The organism is Arthrobacter sp. 49Tsu3.1M3, assembly GCF_900168135.1.
Lineage (GTDB): Bacteria > Actinomycetota > Actinomycetes > Actinomycetales > Micrococcaceae > Arthrobacter.
In genome coordinates this window covers 282,383-298,084 of the sequence record NZ_FUZD01000002.1, presented here as the reverse complement: position 1 = coordinate 298,084, position 15,702 = coordinate 282,383, and the positions used below count along the sequence as shown (strand labels likewise).

Sequence of the window (15,702 nt, the reverse complement as noted above, 5' to 3'; positions counted from 1 at the left end):
CCGGTTCGGGCGGGTCTTAGCGCGACCCGTAGTTCGGGGCTTCGACCGTCATCTGGATGTCGTGCGGGTGCGACTCCTTGAGCCCGGCCGGTGTGATGCGGACGAACTTGCCGCGCGCCTTCAGCTCCGCCACGGTCGGGGCGCCGGTGTAGAACATGGTCTGGCGGAGCCCGCCGACCAGCTGGTACGCCACCGACGACAGCGGACCGCGGTACGCGACCCGGCCCTCGATGCCTTCCGGGATGAGCTTGTCATCGCCGGAGACGTCGGCCTGGAAGTAGCGGTCCTTGGAGTAGGAGGTGTTCTTGCCGCGGGTCTGCATGGCGCCGAGGGAGCCCATGCCGCGGTAGCTCTTGAACTGCTTGCCGTTGACGAAAATCAGGTCGCCCGGGGATTCGTCGCAACCGGCCAGGAGGGAGCCGAGCATCACGGTGTCGGCGCCGGCGACGAGCGCCTTGCCGATGTCACCGGAGTACTGCAGGCCGCCGTCGGCGATCAGCGGCACGCCGGCCGGGATGGCGGCCTTCGCCGACTCGTAAATGGCGGTGATCTGCGGGACGCCGACGCCGGCCACCACACGGGTGGTGCAGATGGACCCGGGACCGACGCCGACCTTGATGCCGTCGGCACCGGCGTCGATCAGGGCCTGGGCGCCTTCGCGGGTGGCAGCCTGGCCGCCGATGATGTCCACGTGGGCGGCAACGGGATCGGACTTGAGCCGGCGGATCATTTCCAGCACACCCTGGGAGTGGCCGTTCGCGGTGTCCACGAAGAGGGCATCCACACCGGCGTCGATCAGCGCCATGGCGCGTTCCCAGCCGTCGCCGAAGAAGCCGATCGCCGCACCGACACGCAGGCGGCCTTCGTCGTCCTTGGTGGCGAGCGGGTACTGCTCGGCCTTGGTGAAGTCCTTCGTGGTGATCAGGCCCTTGAGCCGGCCCTGCTCGTCAACGAGCGGGAGCTTCTCGATCTTGTTCGTGGCCAGCTTGTGCGAGGCTTCCTCGCGGCTGATGCCGACGTGTCCGGTCACGAGCGGCATCTTGGTCATGACATCGCTGACCAGCCGCAGCGGGAAGTCGGATTCGGGCACGAAGCGGGTGTCGCGGTTGGTGACGATGCCCAGCAGCCTGTTGCCCTCGTCCACGACCGGCAGGCCGGAGACGCGGTAGCGTGCGCAGATTTCGTCCAGCTCGGCCAGCGTGGCCTCGGGGCCGATGGTCAGGGGGTTGGTGATCATGCCGGATTCGCTGCGCTTAACCCGGTCCACCTGGTCGGCCTGGTCGGCGATGGAAAGGTTGCGGTGCACGACGCCGAGACCGCCCTGGCGGGCCATGGCGATGGCCATCCGGGACTCCGTGACGGTGTCCATCGCGGCGGAGAGCAGCGGGGTCTGGACCGTGATGCGCTTGGAGATCCGGGACGACGTGTCCGCTTCCGAGGGGATCACGTCGGTGTGGCCGGGCAGGAGCAGGACGTCGTCGTACGTCAGGCCGATGAAGCCGAAGGGATCGTGTTCGGGCTGGGTCATGAGTGCGCCTCTTACCTTGGGTTACGGGGTCACGGGTAGGGGTTGCAACAGATGACCAGCCCGTCATTACGGGTCTGGCCTGTGCAGAAGGTCATGCAGAAGGTTCGTGCAGATGATTCGTGCAGAAGTCCTCAATAAATAGTAGAACCTTGGCGGCGATAGCCATATTCCGGGCGGTAACGTCCGGTTTTCAATGTGAGCCGCCCCATGCCCGGAGGGCTCCCCCGCCGGCCGGTCCTACTTCCGGCCGGTGGGCGAGCAGCCTACTTCCAGCCGGTGGGCGCCGGCCTACTTCCAGCCGGTCGCGGCGAGCAGCCGCCGTTCGAACATGGGGATCATGGTCTGGACGTACGTCTTTGTCAGGTGGTTGTCGTCCTTGTAGACATACACGTTGCCGACCACCGCGGGGCATGTTCCGTTGGCGCAGATGAAATCGCTCATGTCCATGAGGTGCAGCCTGGGCACCTGGCCGCGGTATGCGTCCAGCGGCGAGGACCCTGCGAGAGATTCCTGCTCCGGCACGTTGCACTCCGAGGCGTCCGGGCCGTTCTTCTGGACGCACTCGGGCATATTGATGGTGAAGCGGGGGTTGTCGCGGATGCCCACCACGTCCATGCCGGCGCCGGTGAAGGGCTTGATGCCCGCCAGGTACTCAGGCACTTCGGTCTCGAACGGCGCTTCCTTGTGGGTCAGGGACGCAACCGTGAAAACGGCGTCGGGGCGGTGGTCCAGGACGTACTGCGCGCTGGCCCGGTTGAAGGCGTTGCAGTCCGCGTCCCGCTCCGGGGACTCCCCGCCGAAGCGGCAGTTGCCCTTCAGGAGCGTGACAACTTCCCAGCCGTGGCTTTTCGCGATGGGGCCCAGCGCCGCCATGTACTGCTGGGCATGGGAGTCACCGAGCACCACGATCCGTTTGGTGACTTTGTCCGGCTTGTTGTTCTGCAGGCAGCCCTGCAGCAGGGGGTCGGCCGGGACGTTGGCGTCCGTGCACAGCCCGTCGATGTCAGCCCACTCGTTCTTCATCGCCGCCGGCGCGGGGATGATCTTGGCTTCCGGCGTGGGCTTGCCGGCGTTTTCCGGCGCCAGGGCGGCCGCGCCCGGGGTCAGTTCCTTGGGCTGGGACGCCGCTTCGGCTTCGTCGGCCAGGAGCTGGCTCTGCCACACGGCGACGGGTCCCGCCAGCAGGGCACCACAGGCGGCAATCACGACGGCGGTCCGCCAGGCGCGGCGCTTGGGCCAGTGCCATTCGCGCAGGGGCTTCTCGACGAAACGGGTGGTGAGCACGGCCAGGACGAGGGACGCGGCAACGATGCACAGCCCCTGGAACAGGTTGGGTGCAGTGATGCCCGCCCCGGCGAGGGCCAGGACCAGCAGCGGCCAGTGCCAGAGGTAGAGCGCATAGGAGTTATCCCCCAGCGCCACCAGGGGTTTCCAGGAAAGGAAGCGGTCAACCCCGAAGCGGCTGCCGCTTTGACCGGCGGTGATGATCGCGGCGGCGGCCAGCGTGGGCCACAGCGCGATGAACCCGGGGAACGAACGGTCCACGGTCAGCAGGAGCCCGCAGGAGAGCATGGCCACGAGGCCGGCCCAGCCGAGCACGACGCGCAGGACCCTGCCCGGCTTCAGGTACGGCAGGGCGAGGGCCAGGAGCGAGCCGAGCGCGAACTCCCAGAGCCGGGCGCCGGTATCGAAGTAGGCGTGGGCCTGGTTCGTTGCGGTCTGCTGGATCGAGTAGGCCAGGGACACGGCGAAGATGGCGCCGAAGGCCGCGGCCAGCAGGGAGCGGTAACGCAGCAGGAGGTGGCCCTGGCCGGTCCGGCGGCGGAGCAGGCGGGAAAGAAGTGCGGTGCCGGCAAAGACGAGCGGCCAGAGCACGAACACCTGGCCCTGGATCGAGAGGGACCAGAAGTGCTGGAGCGGGCTCGCCCCCGAATGGTCTTGGGCGTAGTAGTCCACGGCGCTGTCGGCCAGGAGCCAGTTCTGCCGGTACAGCAGGGACGCCCAGGCCTGTTCAAGGACGTCGGGCCAGCGGCTTTGCGGCAGGATGGCCCAGGTGCCGGCGAGGACGCCGAGGACCACCACGACGACGGCGGGCAGCAGGCGCTTGAGCAGATGCAGCCAGTGGCTGAGCAGCCGCAGCGGCGCGCCGCTCTCGACTTTCCGCGTGAAGCTGAGTGTCATCAGGAAGGCTGAAATGAGGAGGAAGATGTCCACGCCGCCGGAGACCCGGCCCAGCCACACGTGGTACGTGACCACCATGAGGACCGCGAGGGCGCGAAGGCCCTGGACTTCGGGGCGGTAGCTTGTTTTTCGGGTCGCCGGAGAACCTGCATCCGCCCGCGGCGGGGTGACGGTGGTTCGCTCGTTCGACACAAAGATCCCTTCCGGCCGTTTCCAAAACATCAATGTTACCGAAACGTAACTTTCTTTGCCAATCACACGGGCCCGGCGGCGTCCTTCACGCGCCTGGCCGGCGGCGCACCCGGGGGCCGTCCGGCGCCTCGGCCGCGGGGCGGAAGCTAGGCTGGTAGGAGTCTGAGGAGGCCGCCACGTGATCGTGCAGGTGCGCATTTGTGTTCCGGGTGAATTGTCCGGAGTTGTTCTCGAAAGTTGTACAAACCACGTCGGCGTCTCGGAAGTGGCGCTCGCGAAGGCCTCTTCCGTCACGCCGCCCGGGGACGTTATCGAGGTTCTGCTGGCCCGGGAATCCGTGGAGGGGCTCGTGGAGAAGCTGCACGCCCTCGATGTCCAGCAGCGGGGATCGATTACGGTCATCGCACCGGACCTTGTGCTCTCGGACCGCGCCGACAAGGCGGAGGCGGAGGCTCCAGGTGAGGGTGCGGACGCCGTGATCTGGGACGAGGTATCGCGGCAGACCGGCGAGGATTCGCGCCTCACGTGGAGCTTCCTGGCGTTCCTGGTCCTGGCGACCCAGCTGGCGGCCATCGGCATCGTGACGGACTCCACCATTGCGATCGTCGGCGCCATGGCCGTGGGCCCGGAGTTCGGCCCGCTGGCTGCCCTGGCCGTGGCCCTGGTCCGGCGCCAGCGGCGGCTCGGACGTGACGCGGCGCTGGCCCTCGGCGTCGGTTTTCCCGTCGCGATGCTGGCCGCCGCGCTGACAGCGTGGCTCTCCGTGCCACTCGGGCTGTTCCCCGCGGACGCGCTGGACCACGGTTCGGCAGTCGAATTCATCTACCACCCCGGCCCCTATTCCCTGATCGTCGCCGTCCTCGCCGGAACAGCCGGGATGCTGTCGGTCATCAGCCGGCGCTCGGCGGCGCTGATCGGGGTGTTCATCTCCGTCACGACGGTGCCGGCAGCCGGTTTCGTGGCCGTGGCACTGGTCCTGGGCGAGTACCAGAAGGCAGCCGGCTCCGCCCTGCAGCTGTTCCTGAACCTAGTCGGAATCGTGGTGGCCGCCGTCGGGGTCCTGCTGTTCTACCGGCTGGTGACCAGGCGACTGGCACCGGACACCGCCCGCCAGCTGCGGCGCAGGGCGGACCGCTCCCAGCCCTGACCCGCGGGCGCCCCAGGTGCCCGCCACGGCCCGCAGTCCCGGGACCGTCGTCGTGCGCGGCCGGGGACCGTGGGGCTTAGGGGCCCCAGCCGGTCGCGGCGAGGAGCCTCTCGCTGAACATGGGGGCCATGCTGGCCGCATAGCTCCGGCTGAGGTGGTTGTTGTCCAGGTAGACGTAGGTGTTGCCAACCGCACCCGGGCATTCCGTGCCGTTGCAGATCAGGTCAGTCATGTCCATGAACGAGACGCCAGGCAGCTTGCCATCCAGCGCGGCCAAGGGGTTCGTTGCCGCAAGGAGGCCCTGCTCGCGCGGCCTGCAGTCCGGAGCGTCGGCACCCTTGGTCGCTACGCACTCTGCCATGTTGAAGGTAAAGCGCGGATTGTCCCGGAGGGCCACGACCTTGATGCCCTCGTCCGTCCAAGCCTTCGCGGTGGCTTCGAAGCCCGGGATCACGCTCTCCTGTGGCGACGACGGCGCTGCCTCAGTGCCCACGATGATAATGGCGTCCGGCGGGTTGTTCTTCACTTCCGATGCGACGGCCGCATTGAAATTGTCGCAATCCGCCGAGACGTGCTGCGGCGCTATGTTGGGTTTGCAGGCACCCTTGAGCATGGCGTAGAGCCGCCAGCCCTTCTCATCGCTGAGGGGACCAATCGAGCCCAGCCATTGCTGTGCGTGGGAATCCCCGATCACGAGGACCTTTTTCGCTCCTGCGTCGGATTGATTGTTCTGGAAACAGTCCTTCTGCAGGACCGGGTCCTGCGGCTGCAGGTCACCGGAGCACGGATTCGGGAGGCTGGCCCAGTCCTGCGGCAGCGTCTGCGGGGTGGGGAGCAGGACGGCGTTGGCGTCGGCCTGGTCCACAAAGCCCGGCGTCAGCGCCAAGGCGCCCGGGTTGTTCTTCGGGGCTTGGGCGAGGACTGCTTCGCTTTCGAGGTGCTGCTGGATCTGAATCCCGGCCAGCGGCACGGCGGCGGTGACCACGGCCACGGCGATGGCAACGAGGGCGCGGCGCCGCCGCACCTCCGGCCACTGCCACTCACGCCAGGGCTTCTCAATGAAGCGGGTGGTGAGGTAGGCGAGCACCAGCGAAACAGTGACGATGACGGCGCCCGTGATCAGACCCGCTTTTTCCCTGTGCATCACGGCAAGGGAGATGACCAGAACCGGCCAGTGCCACAGGTACAGGGCATACGAAATGTCGCCCAGCCGGACCAAAGGCTTCGAACTCAGGATCCGGTCGACGCCCAGCTTGCTGCCCGACTGCCCGGCCGCAATGACACAGGCGGCCGCCAGGGTGGGCCAGAGCGCCACGAACCCGGGGAAGGAGGCCTGGACGTTGAGCAGGAGGCCGCAACTGAGCATGGCCGCAATGCCCAGCCAGCCAAGCCCGATCCGCCAGCCCCGCGGAAGCCGCAGGGCAGGAAGGGCCAAAGCCACGAGCGTGCCCAGGGCAAACTCCCACAGCCGGGCCCAGGTGTCGAAGTACGCCTCCGTTTGGCTCGCCTGGGTGAAGACGATCGAGTAGAGCAGCGAAACAACGAAAATCACGGCGAAGATGTAGCACAGCAGCACGCGATAGCGGAGCCTGAAGCGCCTGGCGACGACCGCTGCCCCCACAAAAATGAGCGGCCACAGGATAAAGACCTGGCCCTGGATCGAAAGGGACCAGAAATGCTGGAAGGGGCTGGCCTGGCTGTGGTCCGCGGCGTAGTAGTTCGTCGCCTGGGTCTGCAGGAGCCAGTTCTCGGCATAGCCCAGGGAGGCCCAGCCCTGGTTGATGATTTCCATCCACCGGGTCCGGGGCAGGAAGAGGACAGTTGCGGCAAGGATGGCCACCAGGGCGGTGACTGCGGCCGGGACGAGGCGCCGGAAAAGGTGCAGCCAGTGTTTGATGAGGGCCATGGACCGGCCCTGCTCGTAGCGGCCCACGAACTGCAGCGTCATGAGGAAGGCCGAGATCAGCAGGAAGACGTCCACGCCGCCGGAAACCCGGCCCAGCCAGATGTGATAGCTCATGACCATCAGCACAGCGAGGGACCGGAGTCCCTGGATTTCGGGCCTGAAGGTGGATTTTCGGCCGGACTTGGCTGCGGGATCGTGCCCCGCCGCGGCAGTGTGCCGGGCAGGCCGGGCAGGCCGGGCAGGCCGGGGCAAGGTTCCTTGCTGTGTCATAGAACTACCCCTCAACCAGATAACCAAAGCCTCCATGTTACCAAAACGTAATTTTGATGGCCAATCGTCACGGCGGCCACTGCTCCCCATTGAGGCATGCCAACGTGGGAGTTTCCAGTGAACCCGGGACGCTGGAGCGGCGCCTGATGGGTTAACTCTGCCAGAATCACGGCAATTTGCGGCCACGAACACGGCAGAACTGCAGCAGTGACTCGACAGAAAAAGGGACGGCCCGGCAGATGCCGGACCGTCCCCCTGCGGGCAGGGCCTAGTGCTTGTGCCCTGCGTGCTCGTCTTCGTCAGCCGGCTTCTCCACCACGAGGGTTTCCGTGGTGAGGACCAGCGCCGCGATGGAGGCCGCGTTGCGCAGAGCCGCACGCGTCACCTTCACGGGGTCGATTACGCCGGCGGCGATCAGGTCTTCGTATTCGCCGGACTTGGCGTTGAAGCCCTGGTTCACGGCGGATTCGGCGACCTTGGCAACGACGACATAGCCATCGAAGCCGGCGTTCTGGGCGATCCAGCGCAGCGGCTGGGTCAGGGCGCGGCGGACAATGCCGACGGCGGCAGCCGCGTCACCTTCGAGGGCCTGGACGGCAGCGTCCTCGTCGAGCGCCTTCAGCGCGTGGATGAGGGCGGAGCCACCGCCGGCCACGATGCCCTCTTCAAGGGCAGCGCGGGTGGAGGACACAGCGTCCTCGATGCGGTGCTTCTTTTCCTTCAGCTCAACCTCGGTGGCAGCGCCGACCTTGATCACGCCGATGCCACCGGCCAGCTTGGCCAGGCGTTCCTGCAGCTTTTCCTTGTCCCAGTCCGAATCGGTGCGGGTCAGCTCGGCGCGCAGCTGGGCAACACGGGCGGCGACGTCCTCGGCCGAACCGGCGCCGTCGACGATCGTGGTGTTGTCCTTGGTGACGGTGATGCGGCGTGCGGTGCCGAGCACCTCAAGGCCAACGGTGTCCAGGCTCAGGCCCAGCTCCGCGGAGACAACCTGCGCACCGGTGAGGGTCGCGATGTCCTGCAGCATGGCCTTGCGGCGGTCACCGAAGCCCGGCGCCTTGACGGCGACGACGTTCAGGGTGCCGCGGATACGGTTGACGATCAGCGTGGACAGGGCCTCGCCCTCGACGTCTTCGGCGATGATGAAGAGCGGCTTGGAGCTCTGCAGAGCCTTTTCCAGCAGCGGCAGGAAATCCTGCACCGAGGAGATCTTGCCCTGGTTGATCAGGATCAGGGCGTCCTCGAGGACGGCCTCCTGGCGCTCCGCGTCGGTGACGAAGTACGGGGACAGGTAGCCCTTGTCGAACTGCATGCCCTCGGTAAGGACCAACTCGGTCTGCGTGGTGGAGGACTCCTCGATGGTGATCACACCATCCTTGCCGACCTTGCCGAACGCCTCGGCCAGGAGCTCGCCGACCTCGTCGCTCTGGGCGGAGATTGCGGCCACGTTGGCGACCTGCGTGCCTTCAACCGGGCGTGCGTTCTCCAGCAGGCGGGCGGCAACGGCCTCGACCGAAACCTCGATGCCGCGCTTGATTTCGCCCGGTGCGGCGCCTGCCGCTACGTTGCGCAGGCCTTCCTTGACCAGGGCCTGGGCCAGGACGGTGGCGGTGGTGGTGCCGTCGCCGGCAACATCGTTGGTCTTGGTGGCGACCTCCTTGGCAAGCTGAGCGCCAAGGTTCTCGTAGGGGTCGTCCAGCTCGACTTCACGAGCGATGGTCACACCATCGTTGGTGATCGTGGGGGCGCCCCACTTCTTGTCCAGTACGACGTTGCGGCCGCGCGGGCCCAGCGTGACCTTGACGGTGTTGGCGAGCTTATCGATGCCGGCTTCAAGCGACCGGCGTGCAGCGTCGTTAAACGCAAGCTGCTTTGCCATGGTTTTGTCCTTTCAAGACAGAACCCCGCGCAACTGATCCGTTCATGACGAAGGATCTGCTGCGCGGGGGTCCAAGAGAGTTACTTTACGACGATCGCCAGAACGTCGCGGGCGGAGAGCACGAGGTACTCGGTGCCGCCGGTCTTAACTTCAGTTCCGCCGTACTTGGAGTAGATGACAACGTCGCCAACGGCCACGTCAACGGGAACGCGGTTGCCATTGTCATCGAAGCGGCCGGGGCCTACTGCAACAACTTCGCCTTCCTGCGGCTTCTCCTGCGCGGAGTCCGGGATAACCAGGCCGGAAGCCGTGGTCTGCTCGGCTTCGAGCGGGCGGACAACAATACGATCCTCAAGAGGCTTAATAGAGACCGACACTCGGACCTCTCCTTTTCGTCAGCAAATTTGTGGACTATGAAGCGGTGATGCCAAGGCGCACAGACCGTCGTCGCGGTGCCGGCAGCGTGCCTGGCGGAACGCGCTTCATGTGTTAGCACCCTCCTAGGGAGAGTGCTAATGACGACTCTATGTAAATGGTTAGCACTCGGTCAAGGCGAGTGCCAGAAATTCGTTTCGGGTGAACATTTCCCCGGGGAAGACATGCCCATTTTTCGCCGCGGCCAGGGGACACTTGGGCATCATGCTCACTGCCCGCGCTGAGAGATGGACATGCCCAACGCGTGTGGGCCGCCCGGGAGGACATGTCCATTCGTGACGCAGGAGGCTGGGCATGTCCGGTGGCCCGTGGCCGTTGGCACTGCGTGGCGGTGCGGGCGCCAGCCCATTTGCGGGCCTACCAGCGGCGCTTACTGGCGCTCCTACTCTCTGGCTACTGGCCTGCGAGGTCGTCGAAGTCCACGTCCTCGCCGTCGTCTTCGTCCGTGTTCTGGCCTTCGTCATTCCGGTGCCGGAACATCAGCACGGCGCCGGCGGCGGCCAGCAGAATGCCGGCGATGAGGAAGATGATGCCGCCGAGCCGGGCCGCGGTGTAGGTCTCGCGAATGGCCCGGGCCTCGTCTGTGGCGTCCTGGACGTTCTTGCCGCCGACGGAATATACGGTGGCGTTGAAGGAGTCGAGGAAGAAGATGATCACCAAAAGTGCGATGGCCACGACGGCGATGACCGCGCCGGCGATCAGCGCCGGTTTTGCGTAGCGGGCCAGCCCCTGCGGGTGCCTGCGCCCCTGCCTGGCCTCGTCGTCGCCGACCGTGTCCTGCCCGGCCGTGTCCGCTGAGATGCTGTCGCCTGTGCCGCTGTCTTCCATGCCATCAAGCCTAGCCCCCGCCGTCCGGTCACAGCGCGCCCGCGGACCTCAACTACGCTGGATGCCATGACTGACGCACCGCAGGAACATATTGCCCCGATCCTCACCCCCGAGGGCTGGGAGCTGCTGGCGTCGTTGGGCCCTTACCGCGAGGAGGAGGCCTTCCGCCTCACAGCGTCGCTGCGCAAGGCCGGCCACTCCCCCGAACTGGTCTCGGCCGTGCTCACCCAGTCCCGGCTGCGGACCAAGGCCGAGGCCAAATTCGGCGAATTCGCCCGGCAGATGATTTTCACCAAGGCCGGCCTGGAACAGGCCACCCGGCTCACGGTGGCGGCACGGCACGCGCAGCGGTTCGCGGAGGCCGGGATCGGCCACGTCGCGGATCTTGGCTGCGGGCTCGGGGCGGACTCCATGGCCCTGGCATCCCTGGACCTGGTGGTCACCGCCGTGGAAATGGACGAGGCCACGGCCGCCTGCGCCACGATGAACCTGATCCCCTTCCGCAATGCCACAGTGGTCCATTCCGACGCCACGTCGGTATCGCTCGAGGGGATCGACGGCGTCTGGCTCGACCCGGCCCGGCGCACGACGTCCACCTCGGGAACCAAACGGATCTGGGATCCGGAGGATTTCTCCCCGCCGCTGTCCTTCGTGGAGTCACTCGCCGGCTCCGGCCGCGCCGTCGGCGTGAAGATGGGACCGGGCATGCCGCACGATTCCGTGCCGGCCGGATGCGAGGCACAGTGGGTCTCCGTAGGCGGGGACGTGACCGAGGTGGCCCTGTGGTTCAACGCGGTGCGGCGTCCCGGGGTGCGGCGCGCCGCCCTCGTACTCGGACCCCTTGGTTCAGCTGAGCTCACCAGCGGCGAGGACTTCGGTGCCGGTCCGGTGGCGCCCGTTGGCCCCGTGGAGGGGTACCTGTACGAGCCAGACGGCGCCGTGATCCGCGCCGGCCTGGTGGCCGACGTCGCCCTCCAGCTGGGCGGGCACCTGGTGGACGAGCACATCGCCTACATCTGCGCCCCGGAACTGCATGACACCCCGTTCGCCAAGGCGTACAGGGTCCTGGAGGTGATGCCGTTCAACGTCAAGGCACTCAAGGCCTGGGTCAAGGATCAAGGCATCGGGGTCCTGGACATCAAGAAGCGCGGCACGGCCGTCACGCCCGAAGAGCTGCGCAAGCAACTCCTGCCCGGCGGCAGCGCAAAGCACAAGGACAAAAAATCGGCCACCCTGGTCCTCACCAGGATCGGCGAGGACCGGGTGGCCATCTCGGTGGAGCCCGTCTAGCCCCGCCAGCGGCATCCCGCCGGCGCAGTGCCCCGCGGCGCAGTGCCCGGCGCCGGATCTCAGCGAGGCGGCCGGTCACTGGGCTGTCGCGCTACTGGGCCCGCGTGAACTCCTCGGCTGCCCGGATTTGTTCGTCGGTCGGCCGGACGCCGGTGTACAGCACGAACTGCTCGAGCGCCTGGATCGTGGCGACCTCGGCTCCGGTGATGACGGTCTTGCCGGCCGCGCGGCCGGCCTTGATCAGCGGTGTCTCCGCCGGGAGGGCGACGACGTCGAACACCACTTTGGCGGCGTCGATGGCCTCCTGCGGGAAGGGCAGCGCGGCGGCGTCCGGGCCGCCGGCCATCCCGATGGGGGAGACGTTGATGAGCATGTCGGCCGTGCCGGTACCGGATCCCGCAGAGTCCAGGTCCGCGCTCCAGGCGAAGCCGTACTGTTGGGCCAGGGCGCGGCCGGAGCCCTCGTTGCGGGCCACGACGGTCACGTCCTTGAACCCGGCATCCCGCAGCGCGGCCACGGTGGCCTTGGCCATGCCGCCGGAGCCCAGGACCAGCACCGAGTAGTCCGTGGGGACTGCATTGCTCTGCAGGAGCTGCTCGATTGCGGTGTAGTCGGTGTTGTACGCCGTGAGCCGGCCGCCGTCGTTGACGATGGTGTTGACCGAATCGATGGCCTTCGCCGACGGATCCATGACATCAACGAGGGCGATCACGTCCTCCTTGTAAGGCATGGACACCGCGCAGCCGCGGATGCCGAGGCCGCGCACCCCGGCGATCGCCTGGGCGAGGTCGGTGGGGGCAAAGGCCTTGTAGATCCAGTTCAGGCCCAGCTGTTCGTACAGGTGGTTGTGGAAGCGCGTCCCGTTGTTGCTGGGCCGGGCCGAGAGCGAGATACACAGGGTCATGTCTTTGTTCAGAATGGGCACAGCTCCATTAAACGCCAGGATGGCTCCGGCCACCCGCAGCTCCACGCGCAACCGCGCGCCGTCGCTGACCAGCGGCGTTGTGAATACACTCACGCACCAACGGCAACTTTGACACCGTCCCGGGGCCGCCCCTGCACTAGACTTGGACCACCCGTAGCCCTGCCGGCCGCCCGGCCGGCGCACTGGTGCGTGGGAAATTGCACGTGACACCGCCGGTGCCATGTCCAGAGGCATGTCCGCGGATGTTTGCCCGCGCATTTCCCCACCAGGACCACGGCCAGCGACAGCAAAACAGTGAAGGGACCACATGAAGATCGAGTTCGCTTCATCCAGGCAGTCGACTCTTGGCGTGGAATGGGAGCTGGCGCTCGTCGACGCCGAGACCGGCGAGCTGGCTTCCGTGGCGAACCAGGTGCTGCGCGGCGTCGCTGCCCGGCATCCCGAACTCAACGAGGACGACGAGCACCCGCACATCAAGCAGGAGCTCCTGCTGAACACCGTGGAGCTCGTCACCGGCATCTGCACCACTGTCGCGGAGGCCAAAGCTGACCTGAACAGCTCGCTCGCGGCTGTCCGGGACGTGACCGATCCGATGGGCGTGGAGATCTTCTGCGCCGGGAGCCACCCCTTCAGCCCGCCCCAGCTGCAGCCCGTCACGGACAAGGAACGCTACGCCAAGCTCATTGACCGGACCCAGTGGTGGGGCCGGCAGATGGTCATTTACGGCGTCCATGTGCACGTCGGACTGGACAGCCGGGACAAGGTCCTTCCAGTGCTGGACGGCCTGGTCAACTACTTCCCGCACTTCCAGGCGCTCTCCGCGTCCAGCCCGTTTTGGGGCGGCGAGGACACCGGATACGCCTCGCACCGGGCCCTCATGTTCCAGCAGCTGCCCACCGCCGGGCTGCCGTTCCAGTTCGCCAGCTGGGAGGACTACGAGTCCTACGTCCAGGACATGTTCACCACCGGTGTGATTGACACGCTCTCCGAGATCCGGTGGGACATCCGCCCCGTCCCGGCGCTTGGCACCATCGAGATGCGCATTTGCGACGGCCTGGCCACCCTCGAGGACGTCGGGGCGATCGCGGCGCTGACGCAGTGCCTTGTCGACGAATTTTCCACCACGCTGGAAAACGGCGGCACCATTCCCACGATGCCCCCGTGGCATGTGCAGGAAAACAAGTGGCGCGCGGCCCGGTATGGCCTGGACGCGATCATCATCCTCGACGCCGACGGCAACGAGCAGCTCGTAACAGAGCACCTGCGCGAGACGCTCAAGCGGCTTGAGCCGGTGGCGGCGAAGCTGGGCTGCAGCGCCGAACTGGCCGACGTCGAGAAGATCATCGAGCGCGGCGCCGGCTACCAGCGGCAGCGCCGGGTCGCAGCCGAGCACGGCGGGGACCTGCGCGCCGTCGTCCTGGACCTGGTCAAGCAGATGCGCCAGGGCCCGGACGCCTAGCTCCGGCGCCCAACAGCCGCCACGCAGGCGGCCGAAGCCCCCGGCTGTCCTGGCGTCAGGCGGACGCTGCCTCCGTCTGTCGAAGCCTCAGGCGGAGACCGTGGTGACCGGCATTGAGGAATCCGGCGCAAAGCCGATCCCGCTCGGTTCCACGCCGGCCATCACCAGTTGGGCCCCGAGCGCGGCCACCATGGCGCCGTTGTCCGTGCACAGCGGCAGCGGCGGCACCGTCAGCCGGATCCCGGCCGCACTGCAGCGCTGTTCGGTGAGCTGGCGCAGCCGCGAGTTGGCGGCGACCCCGCCACCCAGGAGGACCTCCGTGATGCCGTTCTCGCGGCAGGCGAGCACCGCCTTGGCGGTAATGACATCCACCACGGCTTCCTGGAAGGCCGCGGCGATGTCCGCCACGGGCACCTCCTCGCCGCGGGCCTCGAACTGCTCCACGCAGCGGGCGACGGCGGTCTTGAGCCCGCTGAAGGACCAGTCGTAGCGGTGCGGCCCGGGTTCCTCGGCGGTCCCCATGTACTTGGGCTGGGTGAGCCCGCGCGGGAAACGGATGGCTTTGGCGTTGCCCGTGCGCGCGAGCTTGTCGATGGCCGGACCGCCCGGGTAGCCCAGGCCCAGGAGCCGCGCCACCTTGTCATACGCTTCGCCGGCGGCGTCATCGATCGTGGAGCCCAGCAGCTCGACGTCGTCGGTGATGCTCCGGATCCGCAGGATCTCGGTGTGACCGCCGGAGACCAGGAGCGCGCCCATGTTCTCCGGCAGGGCGTGCGGCGTTGTTTGCGGCGACGGCGCGCCGGCGCCCTGCTGCAGGAGCCCGACGCCGACGTGCGCCACCAGGTGGTTGATGGCGTAGAGCGGTTTGCCGGTGGCGACGGCGAGCGCCTTGGCCGCGCACACCCCCACCATGAGGGCACCTGCCAGGCCTGGTCCGGAGGTGACGGCGATCGCGTCGATGTCCGCGAGCGTCACTCCCGCCTCCGCGAGGGCCTCCTCGAGGGTGGGGACGAACGCGTCGAGGTGGGCGCGGGAGGCGATCTCGGGAATCACGCCGCCGAAGCGGACGTGTTCGTCCATGGAGGACGAGACGGTGTTCGTCAGCAGGGTGGTCCCCCGGACGATGCCGACGCCGGTCTCGTCGCAGGAGGATTCGATGCCGAGCACGAGCGGCTGGGTGCGGTTCATGGTCGGCCTGCTTCCGTTGGCTGGGGGCTGAGCGGTTCGCGGGGCAGCTGGAGCCGCATGATCAGGGCGTCAACGCCGTCGCGGTAGTAGCGGGGCCGGACGTGGATCTGTTCGAAGCCGAAGCGCAGGTAGAGCTGCTGGGCCCGGGGATTGTCCGCCCTGACCTCGAGCAGCACATCCTGGGCGTGCCGGCGCCGGCTTTCCGCGATCAGCTCAGTGAGCAGGGCAGAGCCGATGCCCTTGCCTTCCTGCTCGGGCACCACGGCGATGGTCTGGACGTCCGAGATCGGTTCGATGCACATGAGCCCGGCATAGCCCACGATCCCGCCGTGGACCTCCGCCACCAGGTAGCGCCGGGTATCCACCTGCGCAAGCTCGTCGTGGAACATCTGCAGCGGCCAGGCATCCACGGGAAAGAGCCGGAGTTCCAGGGCGTGGATGGCGGGGATGTCCGCGGCGTCCATGTCCCGCAGG

At 67.3% G+C, this 15,702-nt stretch carries 12 protein-coding genes; 3 read left to right on the top strand and 9 right to left on the bottom strand.

What is annotated here, in order from left to right:
* Positions 1-16: 16 nt before the first annotated feature.
* Together guaB and B5X90_RS04315 are read right to left on the bottom strand one after the other, a co-directional pair.
* Positions 17-1,528 carry an IMP dehydrogenase gene (gene guaB / locus B5X90_RS04320; protein WP_079550212.1) on the bottom strand — a complete coding sequence of 504 codons (1,512 nt, stop codon included), beginning with the start codon at positions 1,526-1,528 and terminating at the stop codon, positions 17-19.
* A 288-nt stretch (positions 1,529-1,816) separates the two neighbouring features.
* Positions 1,817-3,901, bottom strand: a complete 2,085-nt coding sequence (locus B5X90_RS04315) for an acyltransferase family protein (protein WP_079550547.1) — start codon at positions 3,899-3,901, stop codon at positions 1,817-1,819.
* A 265-nt stretch (positions 3,902-4,166) separates the two neighbouring features.
* On the opposite strand from B5X90_RS04315, the gene B5X90_RS04310 reads away from it, so the two are divergent.
* Entirely contained in the window at positions 4,167-5,048 is an 882-nt protein-coding gene (locus B5X90_RS04310) for a DUF389 domain-containing protein (RefSeq protein ID WP_256860044.1), read from the top strand.
* A 76-nt stretch (positions 5,049-5,124) separates the two neighbouring features.
* Here B5X90_RS04310 and B5X90_RS04305 read toward each other — a convergent pair whose 3' ends face one another.
* The 4 genes from B5X90_RS04305 to B5X90_RS04290 form a co-directional block, all read right to left on the bottom strand.
* Complete coding sequence (locus B5X90_RS04305; RefSeq protein WP_079550211.1) at positions 5,125-7,224, bottom strand: acyltransferase family protein; 2,100 nt, start codon at positions 7,222-7,224, stop codon at positions 5,125-5,127.
* Between the two features lie 268 nt (positions 7,225-7,492).
* On the bottom strand, positions 7,493-9,103 hold the full coding sequence (groL, locus tag B5X90_RS04300; RefSeq protein WP_079550210.1) for a chaperonin GroEL: 1,611 nt from the start codon (positions 9,101-9,103) through the stop codon (positions 7,493-7,495).
* Positions 9,104-9,183: 80 nt separating this feature from the next.
* Complete coding sequence (gene groES, locus B5X90_RS04295) at positions 9,184-9,480, bottom strand: co-chaperone GroES (RefSeq protein WP_028275747.1); 297 nt, start codon at positions 9,478-9,480, stop codon at positions 9,184-9,186.
* Positions 9,481-9,931: 451 nt separating this feature from the next.
* A complete protein-coding gene (locus B5X90_RS04290) occupies positions 9,932-10,366 on the bottom strand; it encodes a hypothetical protein (RefSeq protein ID WP_079550209.1) in 435 nt (144 codons plus the stop codon).
* A 66-nt stretch (positions 10,367-10,432) separates the two neighbouring features.
* On the opposite strand from B5X90_RS04290, the gene B5X90_RS04285 reads away from it, so the two are divergent.
* A complete protein-coding gene (locus tag B5X90_RS04285; RefSeq protein ID WP_079550208.1) occupies positions 10,433-11,656 on the top strand; it encodes a class I SAM-dependent methyltransferase in 1,224 nt (407 codons plus the stop codon).
* Positions 11,657-11,747: 91 nt separating this feature from the next.
* Here B5X90_RS04285 and B5X90_RS04280 read toward each other — a convergent pair whose 3' ends face one another.
* Positions 11,748-12,581: a shikimate 5-dehydrogenase gene (locus B5X90_RS04280; protein ID WP_256860059.1), complete on the bottom strand. Its 834-nt coding sequence runs from the start codon at positions 12,579-12,581 to the stop codon at positions 11,748-11,750.
* A gap of 307 nt (positions 12,582-12,888) precedes the next feature.
* Here B5X90_RS04280 and B5X90_RS04275 point away from each other — a divergent pair, with 307 nt between their 5' ends.
* Positions 12,889-14,040 (top strand): glutamate--cysteine ligase, encoded by a 1,152-nt coding sequence (locus B5X90_RS04275; protein WP_079550207.1) that lies wholly within the window; start codon positions 12,889-12,891, stop codon positions 14,038-14,040.
* An 87-nt stretch (positions 14,041-14,127) separates the two neighbouring features.
* Here the strand turns inward: B5X90_RS04275 and tsaD are convergent, their stop codons facing one another.
* Both tsaD and rimI read right to left on the bottom strand, forming a co-directional pair.
* Positions 14,128-15,228: a tRNA (adenosine(37)-N6)-threonylcarbamoyltransferase complex transferase subunit TsaD gene (gene tsaD, locus B5X90_RS04270; RefSeq protein WP_079550206.1), complete on the bottom strand. Its 1,101-nt coding sequence runs from the start codon at positions 15,226-15,228 to the stop codon at positions 14,128-14,130.
* On the bottom strand, positions 15,225-15,692 hold the full coding sequence (gene rimI / locus B5X90_RS04265; RefSeq protein WP_079550539.1) for a ribosomal protein S18-alanine N-acetyltransferase: 468 nt from the start codon (positions 15,690-15,692) through the stop codon (positions 15,225-15,227). Before rimI ends, tsaD begins: the two co-directional genes overlap by 4 nt.
* Positions 15,693-15,702: the final 10 nt, after the last annotated feature.